Source organism: Bradyrhizobium genomosp. III, assembly GCF_000261705.1.
Lineage (GTDB): Bacteria > Pseudomonadota > Alphaproteobacteria > Rhizobiales > Xanthobacteraceae > Bradyrhizobium > Bradyrhizobium ottawaense.
This window is the reverse complement of sequence record NZ_AJQF01000047.1, coordinates 1-14,512: the sequence shown is the minus strand read 5'-3', so window position 1 is coordinate 14,512 and position 14,512 is coordinate 1. Positions and strand designations below refer to the sequence as shown.

Annotated in this window: 11 protein-coding genes; 7 read left to right on the top strand and 4 right to left on the bottom strand. The window is 64.4% G+C overall.

The genetic code is table 11. The features are described 5' to 3' along the window. Positions 1–9: 9 nt before the first annotated feature. The 4 genes from IC66_RS0104455 to IC66_RS0104440 form a co-directional block, all read right to left on the bottom strand. Positions 10–1,659 (bottom strand): acyl-CoA synthetase, encoded by a 1,650-nt coding sequence (locus IC66_RS0104455; RefSeq protein WP_038946784.1) that lies wholly within the window; start codon positions 1,657–1,659, stop codon positions 10–12. Positions 1,660–1,680: 21 nt separating this feature from the next. Next, positions 1,681–3,570 carry a TRAP transporter large permease gene (locus IC66_RS0104450; protein ID WP_038946782.1) on the bottom strand — a complete coding sequence of 630 codons (1,890 nt, stop codon included), beginning with the start codon at positions 3,568–3,570 and terminating at the stop codon, positions 1,681–1,683. 15 nt (positions 3,571–3,585) lie between these two features. Next, positions 3,586–4,605 carry a TRAP transporter substrate-binding protein gene (locus IC66_RS0104445; protein ID WP_038946781.1) on the bottom strand — a complete coding sequence of 340 codons (1,020 nt, stop codon included), beginning with the start codon at positions 4,603–4,605 and terminating at the stop codon, positions 3,586–3,588. A gap of 487 nt (positions 4,606–5,092) precedes the next feature. Next, positions 5,093–5,968 (bottom strand): ferritin-like domain-containing protein, encoded by an 876-nt coding sequence (locus IC66_RS0104440; protein WP_028144645.1) that lies wholly within the window; start codon positions 5,966–5,968, stop codon positions 5,093–5,095. A 250-nt stretch (positions 5,969–6,218) separates the two neighbouring features. Between IC66_RS0104440 and IC66_RS0104435 the strand changes: the two genes are divergently transcribed. The 7 genes from IC66_RS0104435 to IC66_RS0104405 all read left to right on the top strand — a co-directional run. Beyond that, complete coding sequence (locus IC66_RS0104435; RefSeq protein ID WP_244429080.1) at positions 6,219–8,444, top strand: NosR/NirI family protein; 2,226 nt, start codon at positions 6,219–6,221, stop codon at positions 8,442–8,444. Positions 8,445–8,466: 22 nt separating this feature from the next. Beyond that, positions 8,467–10,413: a TAT-dependent nitrous-oxide reductase gene (gene nosZ / locus IC66_RS0104430; protein ID WP_038946778.1), complete on the top strand. Its 1,947-nt coding sequence runs from the start codon at positions 8,467–8,469 to the stop codon at positions 10,411–10,413. Positions 10,414–10,437: 24 nt separating this feature from the next. After that, on the top strand, positions 10,438–11,793 hold the full coding sequence (locus IC66_RS0104425) for a nitrous oxide reductase family maturation protein NosD (protein WP_028144648.1): 1,356 nt from the start codon (positions 10,438–10,440) through the stop codon (positions 11,791–11,793). Then, complete coding sequence (locus tag IC66_RS0104420; RefSeq protein WP_028144649.1) at positions 11,790–12,710, top strand: ABC transporter ATP-binding protein; 921 nt, start codon at positions 11,790–11,792, stop codon at positions 12,708–12,710. The genes IC66_RS0104425 and IC66_RS0104420 overlap by 4 nt, the downstream gene beginning before the upstream one ends. Next, positions 12,707–13,534: an ABC transporter permease gene (locus IC66_RS0104415; protein ID WP_028144650.1), complete on the top strand. Its 828-nt coding sequence runs from the start codon at positions 12,707–12,709 to the stop codon at positions 13,532–13,534. Before IC66_RS0104420 ends, IC66_RS0104415 begins: the two co-directional genes overlap by 4 nt. Beyond that, positions 13,531–14,103: a nitrous oxide reductase accessory protein NosL gene (locus IC66_RS0104410; protein ID WP_028144651.1), complete on the top strand. Its 573-nt coding sequence runs from the start codon at positions 13,531–13,533 to the stop codon at positions 14,101–14,103. Before IC66_RS0104415 ends, IC66_RS0104410 begins: the two co-directional genes overlap by 4 nt. Beyond that, positions 14,100–14,512, top strand: a 413-nt coding sequence (locus tag IC66_RS0104405; RefSeq protein ID WP_038946776.1) for an FAD:protein FMN transferase, incomplete at its 3' end; no start/stop codon positions are given. The genes IC66_RS0104410 and IC66_RS0104405, both read left to right, overlap by 4 nt.

Here is a 14,512-nt window from a genome sequence, read left to right as displayed (position 1 = left end):
GAAATCAGCTCAGGCCGAGATCGCCTTCACTGATCCCACTTCGTTGCGCAGCAGGAACTTCTGGATCTTGCCCGTGGACGTTTTCGGGATCGGCCCGAACACGACGGCCTTCGGTGTCTTGAAGCCCGACATGTGTTTGCGGCAGAACGCGATGATGTCGGCTTCGCTCGCGCTGGCGCCGTCCTTCAACTCGACGAAGGCGCAGGGCACTTCGCCCCATTTCGGATCGGGCTTTGCCACCACGGCGGCAAACAGCACGGCCGGATGCTTGTAGAGGATGTCCTCGACCTCGACGGAGGAGATGTTCTCGCCGCCGGAGATGATGATGTCCTTGGAGCGGTCCTTGATGATGACGTAGCCGTGCTCGTCGAGCACGCCGAGATCGCCGGTGTGAAACCAGCCGCCCTCGAAGGCTTCCCTGGTCGCCTTCTCGTTCTTGAGATAGCCCTTCATCACGATGTTGCCGCGGAACATGACCTCGCCGATGGTTTCGCCGTCGCGCGGCACCTCTTGCATCGTCTGCGGATCGATGACGGTGACGCCTTCCTCGAGCGGGTAGGGCACGCCCTGCCGGCGCTTCATGCGCGCGCGCTCGGCCGGCGGAAGCTCGTCCCAGCCGGGCTGCTCGGCGCAGACGGAGGCGGGGCCGTAGACCTCGGTCAGGCCGTAGACATGGGTCAGCTTGATGCCGATGCTCTCTGCACCTTCGAGCACCGCGACCGGCGGCGCGGCGCCGGCGATCAGGCCGACGACGCGGCGGGCCGCACCGCCCTTGGGCGCATCGGGTGCGTTGATCAGTGTGTTGTAGACGATCGGCGCGCCGCACATGTGGGTGACGCCGCGGCTCTTGATCAGCTCGAAGATCCTGGTCGGCTCGACCTTGCGCAGGCAGACATTGATGCCGGCGGCCGCCGCGATAGTCCAGGGGAAGCACCAGCCGTTGCAGTGGAACATCGGCAGCGTCCAGAGATAGACCGGATGCTGGCCGAGATTGCCGGCAAGGATGTTGCTGACGGCGTTGAGATAGGCGCCGCGATGATGGGTGACGACGCCCTTGGGATTTCCGGTCGTGCCAGAGGTGTAGCTCAGCGCGATCGCATCCCACTCGTCCTTTGGCGGAATCGCCGTGAACGCGGGATCACCTTCCGCGACTGCCGCTTCATATTCGATCTCGCCGATGCGACTGCCGCCTTTGAACGATGCGTCGTCGACGTCGACGACGAATGGCTTTGGCCCGCTCATCTGCGCCAGCGCGTCACTTATGACGCCCGAGAACTCGGGATCGACCAGGATGATCTTCGCGCCGCCATGGTCGAGCTGGAATGCGATCGAAGGCGCATCGAGGCGGATGTTGAGCGCGTTGAGCACGGCGCCGGTCATGGGCACGGCGAAATGCGCCTCGTTCATCGCCGGGATGTTCGGCAGCATCGCCGCCACGGTATCGCCGACGCCGATGCCCTTGCGCGCGAGCCAGGACGCGAAGCGCCTGCAGCGCTCATAGGTCTGCGCCCAGGTGAAGCTGCGGCCCTCATAGACCGTGCTGACATGATCGGGATAGACGGCGGCGCTGCGCGCGAGGAAGCTGAGCGGACTCAGCGGCACGTAGTTGGCGGGTGTCCTGTCGAGCCCGATATTGTATTGGTTCTGCCGCTCACTCATCGACACCCTCCGTCAAACGCCTCAAAGGAATCCGATCGAGATCCACGGGAAGATCGCGACGATGATCAATCCCACCAGCAGCGCCAGCAGATAGCCCCAGATCGGGCGGATGCCTTCGGCCGGATCGACGCGTCCGATGGCGCAGGCGGCATAATAGCCGACACCGAAGGGCGGGGCGAATAGTCCGATGCCCATGGCGAGAATGATCACCATGGCGTAGTGCACCTCGTGCACGCCGACGGCCCGGGCGATCGGAAACAGCAGCGGACCGAACAGCACGATCGCCGGGATGCCCTCCAGCACGCTGCCGAGGATGGTGAAGGCCAGGATCGACACGGCGATGAAGGTCGCCGCTCCCCCGGGCAATCCGGTCATGGCCGCCGCCAGCGAGCGCGAGAAGCCTGATTGGGTCAGGCCCCAGGCCATACCTGTCGCCGTGCCGATGATCAGCAGGATGGCGCCCGACAGCGCCGCAGTCTCGACCAGCATCGGAAACAGCCGCGACCAGTCGAACCGGCGGTAGACGAGGAGGCCGACCAGGGCGCCATAGACGATGCCGATGGTGGAGACTTCGGTCGCGGTCGCGATGCCCTCGACCACGGCGTAGCGGATCACGAAGGGCAGCGCCAGCGCGGGCAGGGCGACGAAGAACGTCTTGCCGATCTCGCCACCGCTGGCGCGTCGGACATGGCTCATGTCCTCGTGGCGGTAGCGCCACCACACCAGCATGCAGAGCGTGATCGCGAGCACGACGCCGGGCAGCAGGCCGCCGGTGAACAGGGCGGCGATCGAGACGCCCGTCACCGAGCCGATCGTGATCAGCACGAGGCTCGGTGGAATGGTTTCGGTTTGCGCTCCGGTCGCCGCCAGAAGCGCGACGAGATCGCCGGGCTTGGCGCCGCGTTGTTTCATCTCCGGAAACAGCACGGGCGCAACGGCCGCCATGTCCGCGGCCTTGGCGCCTGATATGCCCGAGACCAGGTACATGGCGCCGACCAGCACGTAATGCAGGCCGCCGCGGACATGGCCGAGCAGGCTCGCCAGGAACGCCACCATGGCCCGCGCCATGCCGGTCATCTCGATCAGGAGCCCCAGGAACACGAATAGCGGCACCGAGAGCAGGATGAGGTGGCTCATGCCCTCGTCCATCCGCCCGACCAGCACCATGACTGGCGTGCGCGTGGTCAGCGCGAGATAGCCGAAGATCGCAAGGCCGAAGCCGAACGCAATGGGAACGCCGGCAAAGACGCAGAAGCCGGCGACGCCGACGAAGAAGATGATGAGGTTGAGATTGCCGAGCGGCCGCAGCAACGGCTCCGCCAGCCAGAACAGGCCGGTAATGACGGCAACGCTGACGACGGCAGCTGCGACCATCCGGTAATCGGTCGCGCGCAGCAGTCGCAACAAGGCAAAGGCCGCCATCAGCCCGATGCCGGCCGGCAGCGCGGCGGCGCGCCACATATTGGAGATCTGCAGCGCCGGCGTCGTGATGTAGCTCTCTTCGTAGGCGTAGTCGCAGGCTGGCCAGACGATCAAGACCAGGAACGCCAGCGCCGCCGAGGTCGCGACCAGATCCAGATAGGCCCGCATGGCAGGCTTGGCGCTGGCGACGATCGCGGTCATACGCATGTGCTCGGAGCGGCGGAACGCCACCGCTGCGCCCAGCATGGCGAGCCACAGGAACAGGATCGAGGCGAGCTCGTCAGACCAGATCAGCGGCCGGTGCAGGCCGTAGCGCGCGACTACGCCTGCAAACAGGATCACGATCTCGGCGACGACCAGGATCGCCGCCGGGATTTCGACGACGAGACCGAGCATGCGCTCGACCGAAGCCAGCACGGAAGGTCGGCGAGGGGACTGAAACGCCGCCTCGCCCACCACTGCGGTCACCTCGACCTCGACATGAGCCATGATGGCCCCAACGCGTTACGACAGCTTGCCGACGGCCTTTTCCAGGAGGTCCCAGGCCTGATCGCCATACTTGCCCTTCCACTCGGCATAGAAGCCGGCGGTCCGCAGCTTGTCGCGGAACGGCGCCACCGTGGGCTGATTGAAGGTCAGGCCCTTGGCCGCGAGCTCCTGCTGCAGATTGGCATTGAGCTTGGCGGTATCGGCCCGTTCGTTGACCGCGGCGGCGTTGATGTTCTTGGCGACGACGGTGCGCACGTCCTGCGGCAGTTTCTCCCAGGCGCGGCGGTTGGCCAGGAACCAGAAGCCGTCCCACATGTGGTTGGTCAGCGAGCAGTACTTCTGCACCTCGTAGAGCTTGGCAGTCGAGATGATCGCCAGCGGGTTCTCCTGGCCTTCGACGATCTTGGTCTGGAGCGCCGAATAGACCTCACTGAAATTGATCGAGGCGGGCGCCGCGTCGAACGCCTTGAACATCGAGGTCCACAGCGGCGACACCGGCACGCGGATCTTGAAGCTCTTGAGGTCATCAGGGCCGGTGATCGGCTTGCTCGACGAGGTGGTCTGGCGGAAGCCGTTGTCCCAGATCTTGTCCATGACCTCGAGGCCGGCCTTCTTGATCTCGCCGCGGACATGGGCGCCGAGGTCGCCGTCCATAGCCTTCCAGACCGTGTCGTAGTCCGGGAACGCGAAGCCGATGCCGTTGATGGAGGCCGCCGGCACCAGGGTCGACAGGATCAGGCCCGATAGCGTGAAGAACTCGACGCCGCCGGAGCGGATCTGGCTCAGCATGTCGGTGTCCGACCCGAGCTGGTTGTTCGGGAAGATCTGGAGGTCGAACTTGCCGTTGGTCTCGGTCTTGATCGCCGCCGCCATCTCCTTGGCGCGTACGTTCAGCGGATGGGTGTCCGGCAGGTTATTGGCGTATTTGTAGGTGAACTCGGCGCTCTGGGCGCGGGCCACATGGGGCGCACCGATGCCGCCCAGGACCGCGGTCGCGGCGGAGGCCTTGAGAAGCGTGCGTCGGGAAAAACTCATGGGTCTGCTTCCTCGGAAGTTTGTTGTTGTTCTGAGACGCAAACCTATACGGACGGAAGGCCTGAAGGTCATCTGCGATCTCGCGAGGCCTCGCTTATTGCAGCCGGACAAGGTCCCGGCAATATCGGCTTTCGCAGAGATGGGCCGGATTCAAAATCTGAAAAACGACCCCATGCACAGGAGCCGTCGAGAACCGGGGCAGCGTCGAGGCCCGGACCGAAAATCGCGTGAGGGCGAAGGTGCGATGACAGGAATTCCGCCTAAATAATTGATCTAATTGCATATAAGAATATTCCATAATATACCTTATGCGAATTACGGATTGGGCTATGGCCGTACGCGGCCTGCCAGTCAGATCTCGCCTGAGCTGAGCGCCTATCGCTACACTTGGTGTCTGTTCCGCAGCCGAAGGACCTGCGGCCACTGCCCCGGCCGAGCGGCCATGCGGCTCTGAAGTGCGGCAGCTCTGATTGTTGCCGTAAGCGCGTCACTCCGCCGCAAGCGATCGCAGCCAGGCCAGTCTCGAGATCGCGCGCTCGGCCAGGTGCTGCAGGCTTTCGAGGTGGGCTGCGTCGCTCGACCGCTCGGCGCCGTCGAGGTAGCCGTCGACCAGGGCTTCGGCGATCTCCAGTGGATCCTTTCGTTCCATGGAGGCCGGAAAGCTGCCGAGGCCCGCGGCGGCGTCGGCCATCGCGATCGTCTGTTGGCGCATGTCCCGTGTCCGGACCGCGGCCGGCCCGCTCAGGCGCCGTTCGATATCGCCAAGTTGAGCAATCAGGCGAAGCTCGAGCCGCCGCGCATCGATTTGTGGCGGCCGAGGTGTCGATGCGTCGGCGCTGCTCCGTTCGTGTTCGAGATGATAGGCGCGGCGCCTCTCCTTCCGCAGCGTCGCGACATGGCCGAGCTCTTCCCTGGCCATCGCCTCGGATGCTCTCTTGATGTCAGGGTCCTTGGAATAGGCGGCGAGATAGGACCAGAATGCGAAGGCTCGCTCTTCGTTGCGGACCGCCATGGCGAGCGCGCGGTACGGTGTCATCAGCCGCGATGTCTTGACTTCGGCGGCAGCTTCCGGGGCAAGCGCTTCCGGCGCTTCCCAACGCACCAAAGCGGGATCCGGGCTCTTGCCGCGGCGCGATTGCGACCACTGCGTGACGCTGTCCACGTGCTCGCGCTCGGCGGCCGCGAGCTTAGTGAATACCTCGGCGAGATCAGCCTTGCCCTGCCCGCGCATGTCTTGCGCGAGAGATTCGTACCTGTTGGCGGCTTCCTGCTCCATTGCATGCGCTAGCGCAAAGAGCTCGTCGAGAGACTCCAATACACCTGCGGGCTCAGCACTGAGCAATGATGTGCGTAGGAATGGCATACCAAGGACTCCACATGCAGATTTCTGAACCGGTTCCGCGCACGCACAAATCTCAAGAGCGGGGTTGACAGAGTCAGTCGCGCGCGATGAGTGTTGCATGTCAGCGGCGACAAATCATCGAAGAAGATATCAAGGCACGCGCGCCTCTGTCCGTCGCGCAAATCGCATTTGTATCGATATGTTGATGCGACCGGATGACGATACCGCCTTCGCAAGGCGTGCAGCGCTAGCGCTCGCAGGCTTGCTGCTGATGTGTCTGACTTATATTTCGCCCGCGTGCGCCGCCGGTGACTTACCAACATACCTGCCGAAGATTACGCCTGCGGAATTTTTCCCGAATGCGGACCGTTTCGGCCCGCCGCAAGGCGATCCGCCCATCGTACCAGTGTACCGCGGCGACCAGCTCCAGGGATTCATCTTCCTCAACTCCGATTTCGCGAACTCCGTCGGGTACTCGGGCAAGCCGATTCACTTGCTGGCCGGGATCGATCCGAAAGGCGTCATCACCGGAATCAAGCTCGTCGATCACAAGGAGCCGATCGTGCTGGTCGGCATTCCCGAGGCCCGCATCGTCGCCGCCATGAACGCCCTGATCGGCAAGGACATGAAGCCGGTCGCAAGTGGTGCCGAGAAGCCGCCGCAGGTCGACATCGTGAGCGGCGCGACCGTTACCGTACTGGTAATGGGCGACAGTGTCGTCCGTGCGGCATCCAAGCTCATTCGCAGCGGTCGCGTCGGTGGCGGCGACGGCGCGGCGGCTTCGGCAGCCCTTCCCCCCGTCGTCAAGACGCTCGATCTCGCGCGCAGTGACGTGCGCGACTGGGAGAGCCTCGTCGGCGATGGCTCGGTACGCCGGCTTCATCTCGGCATCGGCGACATCAACGACGCCTTTGCGAAGTCCGGCAGCGCCGCGGCGGGCCAGTATCCCGAACCGGGTGAAGCGAGCGATACCTTCATCGAGCTCTACGTGGCGCTCGTGACCGCGCCCACGATCGGCCGCAGCCTGCTCGGCGAGGACGGCTATCAGCGGCTGAAGGACAGCCTGAAGCCGGGGCAGCAGGCCATCGTCGTCGCCGGCAACGGCCCCTACTCCTTCAAGGGGTCGGCCTATGTCCGCGGCGGCATCTTCGACCGCATCGAAATCCTGCAGGACGGCAACAGCACCCGCTTCCGCGACCGCAACCACACCCGTCTTGGCGCATTGGACGCGGTCGGCGCGCCCGAGTTCAGGGAAATCGGCCTGTTCGTCACCCCGCCTGAGTTCACCCTGGATCCGACGCAGCCGTGGCAGCTTCAACTGCTGGTGCAACGCAGCCTCGGCGGCCGCGACAAGGCGTTCCTGACTTTCGATCTCGGCTACACCCTGCCCGACGGTTATATACGCCGTGAGCAGCGTGCGGTGACGGTACCGGAGAGCGCGGCGCCTCCGGCCTCGCAGCAGGCCACCGCTGCGGCCGCCCCGCCCCCGGATGCAGACGAGCCGTTGTGGATGCGGATCTGGCGGTCGAGCACCGTCTCGATCGGCATCACCGCGTTCATGCTGGCCACCCTCACCGGTATCTTCTTCTTCCAGAATCTGCTCGTGCGCCGCCCGGTGTTCTACACCTGGGTGCGGCGGGGGTATCTCGCCCTCGTTCTGGTCTGGCTCGGCTGGTACGCAAACGCGCAGCTCTCCGTCGTCAACGTCGTCACCTTTACCAATGCGCTGGTGACGGGCTTCCGCTGGGAGTTCTTCCTCGCCGCTCCGCTGATCTTCATTCTGTGGGCTGCAACGGCCGGCGGGCTTCTGTTCTGGGGGCGCGGCCCGTTCTGCGGCTGGCTGTGCCCCTTCGGCGCACTGCAGGAGCTCACCAACACGGCCGCGAAATGGCTGAAGGTGCCGCAGATAACGGTGCCGTGGGGGCTGCACGAACGGCTATGGCCGATCAAGTACATCATCTTCCTCGGTCTGTTCGGCTTGTCGCTCTATTCGGTCGACATGGCCGAGCGGTTCGCCGAGGTCGAACCGTTCAAGACCGCGATCATCCTGAAGTTTTCGCGAAGCTGGCCGTTCGTGGCCTACGCAGTCGCCCTGCTCGTCATCGGACTCTTCATCGAACGCTTCTTCTGCCGCTACCTCTGCCCGCTCGGCGCCGCGCTCGCGATCCCCGGCCGCATCCGAACCTTCGAATGGCTCCGCCGCTGGGAAGAATGCGGGTCACCCTGCCAACGCTGCGCCAAGGAATGCCCGGTGCAGTCGATCCATCCCGAGGGTCACATCAACGTCAATGAGTGCATCTACTGCATGCATTGTCAGGAACTCTATTACGACGATCACCGCTGCCCGCACATGATCCAGGTGCGGCTCAAGCGCGAGAAATTCGCGGCGATGTCCTCGCCCGCGATGCGCTCAGGCGGCAAGGGTCCCGCGACCGTCATCACCGCCGGCGGCAAGCCTGTCGTGGCGTCACCCGTCGCAACTCCACCACCAAACTGAACCGAAAGCCGAGGAGGCAATCATGAGCGAGAACGAACAGGCAAAGGGCGTTAGCCGGCGAGCAGTGCTCGGAACGACGGCGGCTGCGGCGGGCGTAGGCCTTGCGGGCGGAGTGGCGCTGAAGGACGGCGGCTTCGTCTCGTCTGCCGACGCGCAGACCAAGAACGCAGCTCCGAAAGCGCCGGCGGCAAGGCCGGCGGTGCAGAAGACCGAGGTCGCGCCGGGAGAGCTCGACGAATACTACGTGTTCTTCTCGAGCGGCCAGTCCGGCGAGATGCGCATCATCGGCCTTCCTTCGATGCGCGAATTGATGCGTGTTCCGGTGTTCAACCGCTGCAGTGCGACCGGCTGGGGCCAGACCAATGAAAGCCTCAAGGTTCTAACCGAAGGCATGCAGCCCGCCACCCGCGAATTCCTCAAGAACCGCGGCGGCACGTTCATGAACGGCGACCTCCACCACCCCCATATTTCGTTCACGGACGGCACCTATGACGGTCGCTATGCCTACATGAACGACAAGGCCAACAGCCGCGTCGCGCGGGTGCGGCTCGACATCATGAAATGCGACAAGATCGTCGAACTGCCGAACCAGCACACGGTCCACGGCCTGCGTCTGCAGAAATATCCGCGCACGGGCTATGTGTTCGCCAACGGCGAGGATGGCGTGCCGTTGCCCAATGACGGCAAGGTCCTCGACGATCCCAAGCAGTATCACTCCATCTTCAGCGCGATCGACGGCGAAACGATGAAGGTGGCCTGGCAGGTGATCGTCAGCGGAAATCTCGACAATGTCGACGCCGACTACCAGGGCAAGTACTGCTTCGCGACCTGTTACAACGGCGAGGAAGGCGTCACGCTCGCCGAAATGACCGCCAGCGAGCAGGACTGGGTCGTCATCTTCAACATCAAGCGGATCGAAGAGGCCGTAAAGAAGGGCGACTTCAAGGAAATGAACGGCGTGCCCGTCATCGACGGCCGCAAGGGCTCGGCTTACACCCGCTACATTCCGGTCTCGAATAATCCGCACGGCATGAACACGGCGCCCGACGGAATCCACATCGTGGCGGCCGGAAAGCTCTCGCCGACCGTGACCGTGATGGACGTGCGCAAATTCGACGATCTGTTCGACGACAAGATCAAGCCGCGCGACGTCGTCGTCGCGGAGCCCGAGCTGGGACTCGGACCGTTGCATACTGCCTATGACGGCAAGGGTAACGCCTACAGGACGCTGTTCCTCGACAGCCAGGTCTGCAAGTGGAGCATCGACCTCGCCAAGCGGGCTTTCAAGGGTGAGAAGGTCAATCCCATCATCCAGAAGCTCGACGTGCACTACCAGCCGGGTCACAACCATTCCTCGATGGGCCAGACCAAGGAGGCCGATGGAAAGTGGCTGATCTCGCTGAACAAGTTCTCGAAGGATCGCTTCCTGAACGTCGGACCGCTCAAGCCCGAGAATGATCAGCTGATCGACATTTCGGGCGATCAGATGAAGCTGGTGCACGACGGCCCGAGCTTCGCCGAGCCGCATGACGCGACCATCGTCCACCGCTCGAAGATCAACCCGATCTCGATCTACGATCGCGCGGATCCGATGTTCGCCGATGCGGTCAAGCAGGCCAAGGCGGACGGCATCAATCTGGAGGCGGATTCGAAGATCATTCGCGACGGCAACAAGGTGCGCGTCTACATGACGTCCACCGCGCCCGCCTATGGCCTCGATCAGTTCCAGGTCAAGCAAGGCGATGAGGTCACCGTCTTCATCACCAATATCGACGCGGTCGAGGACCTGACGCACGGCTTCTGCATCGTCAACTACGGCATCAACATGGAGATCGGCCCGATGGCCACCTCGTCGGTGACTTTCACGGCCGACAAGCCGGGAGTCTACTGGTACTACTGCTCCTGGTTCTGCCACGCCATGCATATGGAGATGAAGGGCCGGATGTTCGTCGAACCCAAGTCGGTTTGACGTCGGTCTGATTGGAGCGACCTCGTGGGTCTTCTCTTACGCATGTTTCCGGCGGCGCTGGTCGCCGCCGGATTGTCCGGCTTCGCCGATGCGGAGACGTTGACGGCTGCGCCGGGGCAGCCGCTTCAGGCGCTGCTGGATGGCGCGCGCGCCGGCGACGTCGTCGAACTTTCCCCCGGGGAATATCACGGTTCGATCCGGATCGACCGTCCCCTGGAGCTGGTTGGGAGCCGTGGCGCGGTGCTCGACGGCGACGGCTCCGGCAACGTCATCACCGTCACCGCTCCCGACGTCACGATCCGCGGTGTGACCATCCGGGCATCCGGCCGCGACCTGCAGGAGATGAATTCCGGGATATTCCTGCAGAAGACGGCAGAGCGCGCCAAGATCGAGGACAACCGGCTGGTGGGAAACCTGTTCGGTGTCTATGTGCATGGCGCCCAGGGTTCGCGCGTCGTCCGCAACGAGATCGAGGGACTGCGTGGCGGGCGTCTCAGCGAGGCTGGCAACGGTGTCTCGCTGTGGAATGCGCCCGACGTCACCATCGCCGGCAACACGTTCCGCTACGGCCGCGACGGCATCTTCACGATTTCGAGCCGAAAGGACCGCTTCATCGACAACCGCTTCGAGCAGGTCCGCTTCGCCGTCCATTACATGTACACCAACGACAGCGAAGTCAGCGGCAACGTCTCGATCGGCAACCACGTCGGCTACGCCATCATGTATTCGAACCGTCTGGTGATCCGCGGCAACTCCTCCGATCACGACCGCGACCATGGGATGCTCTTCAACTACGCGAACTATGCCCAGATCGAGGACAACCGGGTCACGGGCGGCCCGCTCGGCTCGATGACACAGAGTGCGGAGGAAGGTCCCGCCGACGAGAGAGGCATGCTTCCGCAGCAGGCACGGGAGACCACTCTCAAGAGCGGCCCGGAGAAATGCGTGTTCATCTACAACACCAATCACAACAAATTCCGCAACAACTGGTTCGAACGCTGTGCCATCGGCGTGCACTTCACGGCCGGCTCCGAAGGCAACGAAATCACGGGCAACGCCTTCGTCGGCAACGCCAACCAGGTGAAATATGTCGGCACCCGGCACCTCGACTGGTCGACCGGGGGGCGCGGCAATTACTGGAGCGATAATCCGGCATTCGACCTCAACGGCGACGGTATCGCCGACACGGCGTACCGGCCGAACGACCTCATCGATCGCGTGCTGTGGACGGCGCCGGCTGCGAAGGTTCTGATCAACAGCCCTGCCGTCCAGGTGATCCGCTGGGCGCAGGCACAGTTTCCAGCGCTGCTGCCGGGCGGCGTGGTCGACAGCCATCCGCTGGTGTCGCCGCCGCGGACCTCGGCGAAGGAAACACGATGACCAGCACGGTACGCGTCAGCGATGTCACCAAGGCGTATGGCCGGGTCGAGGCCGTGCGCGGTGCGTCGTTCACGCTTGGCCAGGGCGAGCTGGTCGCCTTGATCGGGCACAACGGCGCCGGCAAGACCACGCTCATGAAGCTCATGCTCGGGTTGATCCGGCCGACCAGCGGCGCCATTGAGGTTCTCGGAGACAATCCCGCCGCAGGCGAATTCGCCGGCCGACGACAGCTCGGCTACCTGCCGGAAAACGTCTCCTTCGACCCCGCCCTCACCGGCCGCGAGACGCAGGCCTTCTATGCCAGGCTGAAACGAGAGCCGGTCGCAAAGTCGCTGGAGCTGCTCGACGCCGTGGGTCTCGGAGCCGCCAGCCGCCGCCGGGTCGGCACCTACTCCAAGGGCATGCGACAGCGGCTGGGGCTCGCGCAGGCGCTGCTTGGCGAGCCGCGCGTGCTGCTGCTGGACGAGCCGACCACCGGTCTCGATCCGGAGCTGCGCCAGACCTTCTACGACATCATCGCCCGGCTCTCCGCTGCGGGCGCGACCGTGCTGCTGTCGTCGCATGCGCTGACCGAGCTCGAGGAGCGCGCCGGCCGGGTCATCATCATGAACCGCGGCATCAAGGTCGCGGACGGATCGATCGACGAGCTGCGTCGCCTCGCCCGCCTGCCCACCAGGATCCGCCTCAAGGTGGCCGGCCTTGCCCCGAGCGAGATGCCGCCCTGGGCGCCCAAGGACGTGGCCTGCCGTCGTTTGAACGGCCACATCGTCGAGATCGACGCTGCGCCGGAGCGGAAGATCGAGCTTCTGCATCGTGCGACGGCCGCCGGCAATTCCGTCGAGGACGTCGACGTGGTCCCGCCCACCCTCGACGAGCTCTATGCTCATTTCCTCCGGCAATCGGAGCAGGCGCCATGAATGTCCTGATCATCGCCGCCAAGGAAGTCCACCAGGCCATCCGCAATCGCTGGGTGCTTGCCGCAACGCTCCTGCTCGCCGGGCTTGCGCTGTCACTGACCTTTCTCGGTAGCGCACCGACCGGGAACGTCGGCGTTCGCACCCTGGACGTGGTCGTCGTCAGCCTGTCGAGCCTGACGATCTTTCTCGTTCCGCTCATCGCGCTTCTGATCTCCCATGACGCCATCGTCGGCGAGATGGAACGGGGGACGATGCTGTTGCTGCTGAGCTATCCGGTCGCACGATGGCAGGTGCTGCTCGGCAAGTTCTTGGGCCACCTCGCCGTTCTCGCGTTTGCGACCTGCCTCGGCTACGGCGCGGCGGTCGGAGCGCTGGCGGCGACGGGCAGCCAGATCGATAGCGATAGCTTTCTCGCGTTCGCGGCGATGGTGGGCTCCTCGGTGCTGCTTGGCGCCGCTTTCGTCGCCATCGGATATCTGGTCAGCGCGCTCGTGCGCGACCGTGGAACGGCGGCCGGCATCTGCATCGGATTGTGGCTGCTGCTGGTGCTGATCTACGACATGGCGCTGCTGGGCGTGCTTGCGCTCGATCAGGGACGCAGCATCTCGGCGAGTGTGCTCAACGCCCTGCTGCTGTCGAATCCGACCGACGCCTACCGGCTCATCAACCTGACCGGATTCGCCAATGTCAGCACCTTCGCCGGCATGGCTGGCCTTGCCCAAACCACGTCCCTGACGATACCGGTTCTTCTGACCGCCCTGCTCTGCTGGACGCTGCTGCCGCTGGGGCTGGCCGCGCTCGCTTTCTCGCGGAGGGAGCTATGAGGCGCCGAACGATCCTCTTCGCCTTGCTCGTGCCGCTCGCACTCGCGGGCTGCAACGAGAAGCAGGCCGCGAAGATTCCGCCGCCGCATCGGATGACCGCGGAAGACATCGGCCATTACTGCGGCATGAACGTGCTCGAGCACCCGGGACCGAAGGGCCATATCTTCGCCGCGAGCCTGATGGAGCCCGTGTGGTTCTCGTCGGTGCGGGACACAATCGCCTTCACCATGCTGCCGGACGAGCCCAAGGACATTCAGGCGATCTACGTGTCCGACATGGGCAAGGCGCCGGACTGGGACAAGCCCGGCGCCGACAACTGGATTGAGGCGCGCAAGGCGCTGTACGTGATCGAGAGCCGGGTCAAAAGTGGCATGGGCGGAGACGAGGCCGTTCCGTTCTCGGACCGCGCGGCGGCGGAGAAGTTCATCGGAGAGAACGGCGGCAGGATTGTCGGCTTCGACGACGTGCCCCGGGACTATGTCTTGACGTCGGTGAATGTCACCGGCGCCGCTGCGGCCGGCGAAGCGGCCGAAGCCCCGCCGGCCGAACGATCGAGGAGGACGCCATGACGCGAGCACTGACGCGCCGACGCTTCATCCGGATCAGCGCGGCGGCAGCGGGCCTCGGCGCGCTGTCCACGGGACATCCTGCTCGTGCGGAGGTCGCGCCGGTGACGTGGCGTGGCACGATGCTGGGCGCGGTTGCCACGATGGAGATCCATGACGAAGACCGCAGCCGGGCGGAACGGCTGATCTCGCTGGCCTGTGCCGAGGCGCGGCGGCTCGAGCGGCTGTTCAGCCTTTACCTGAACGATTCGACCCTGGTCGCGCTGAACCGGACCGGTGTCCTGATCGATCCCGCCGCCGAAATGGTCGATCTGCTGGCGACCTCGCAGCACTATTCCACGCTGACGGGCGGTCTGTTCGATGTCACGGTGCAGCCGCTGTGGGATCTCTACGCCAGCCATTTCGCGCGAGA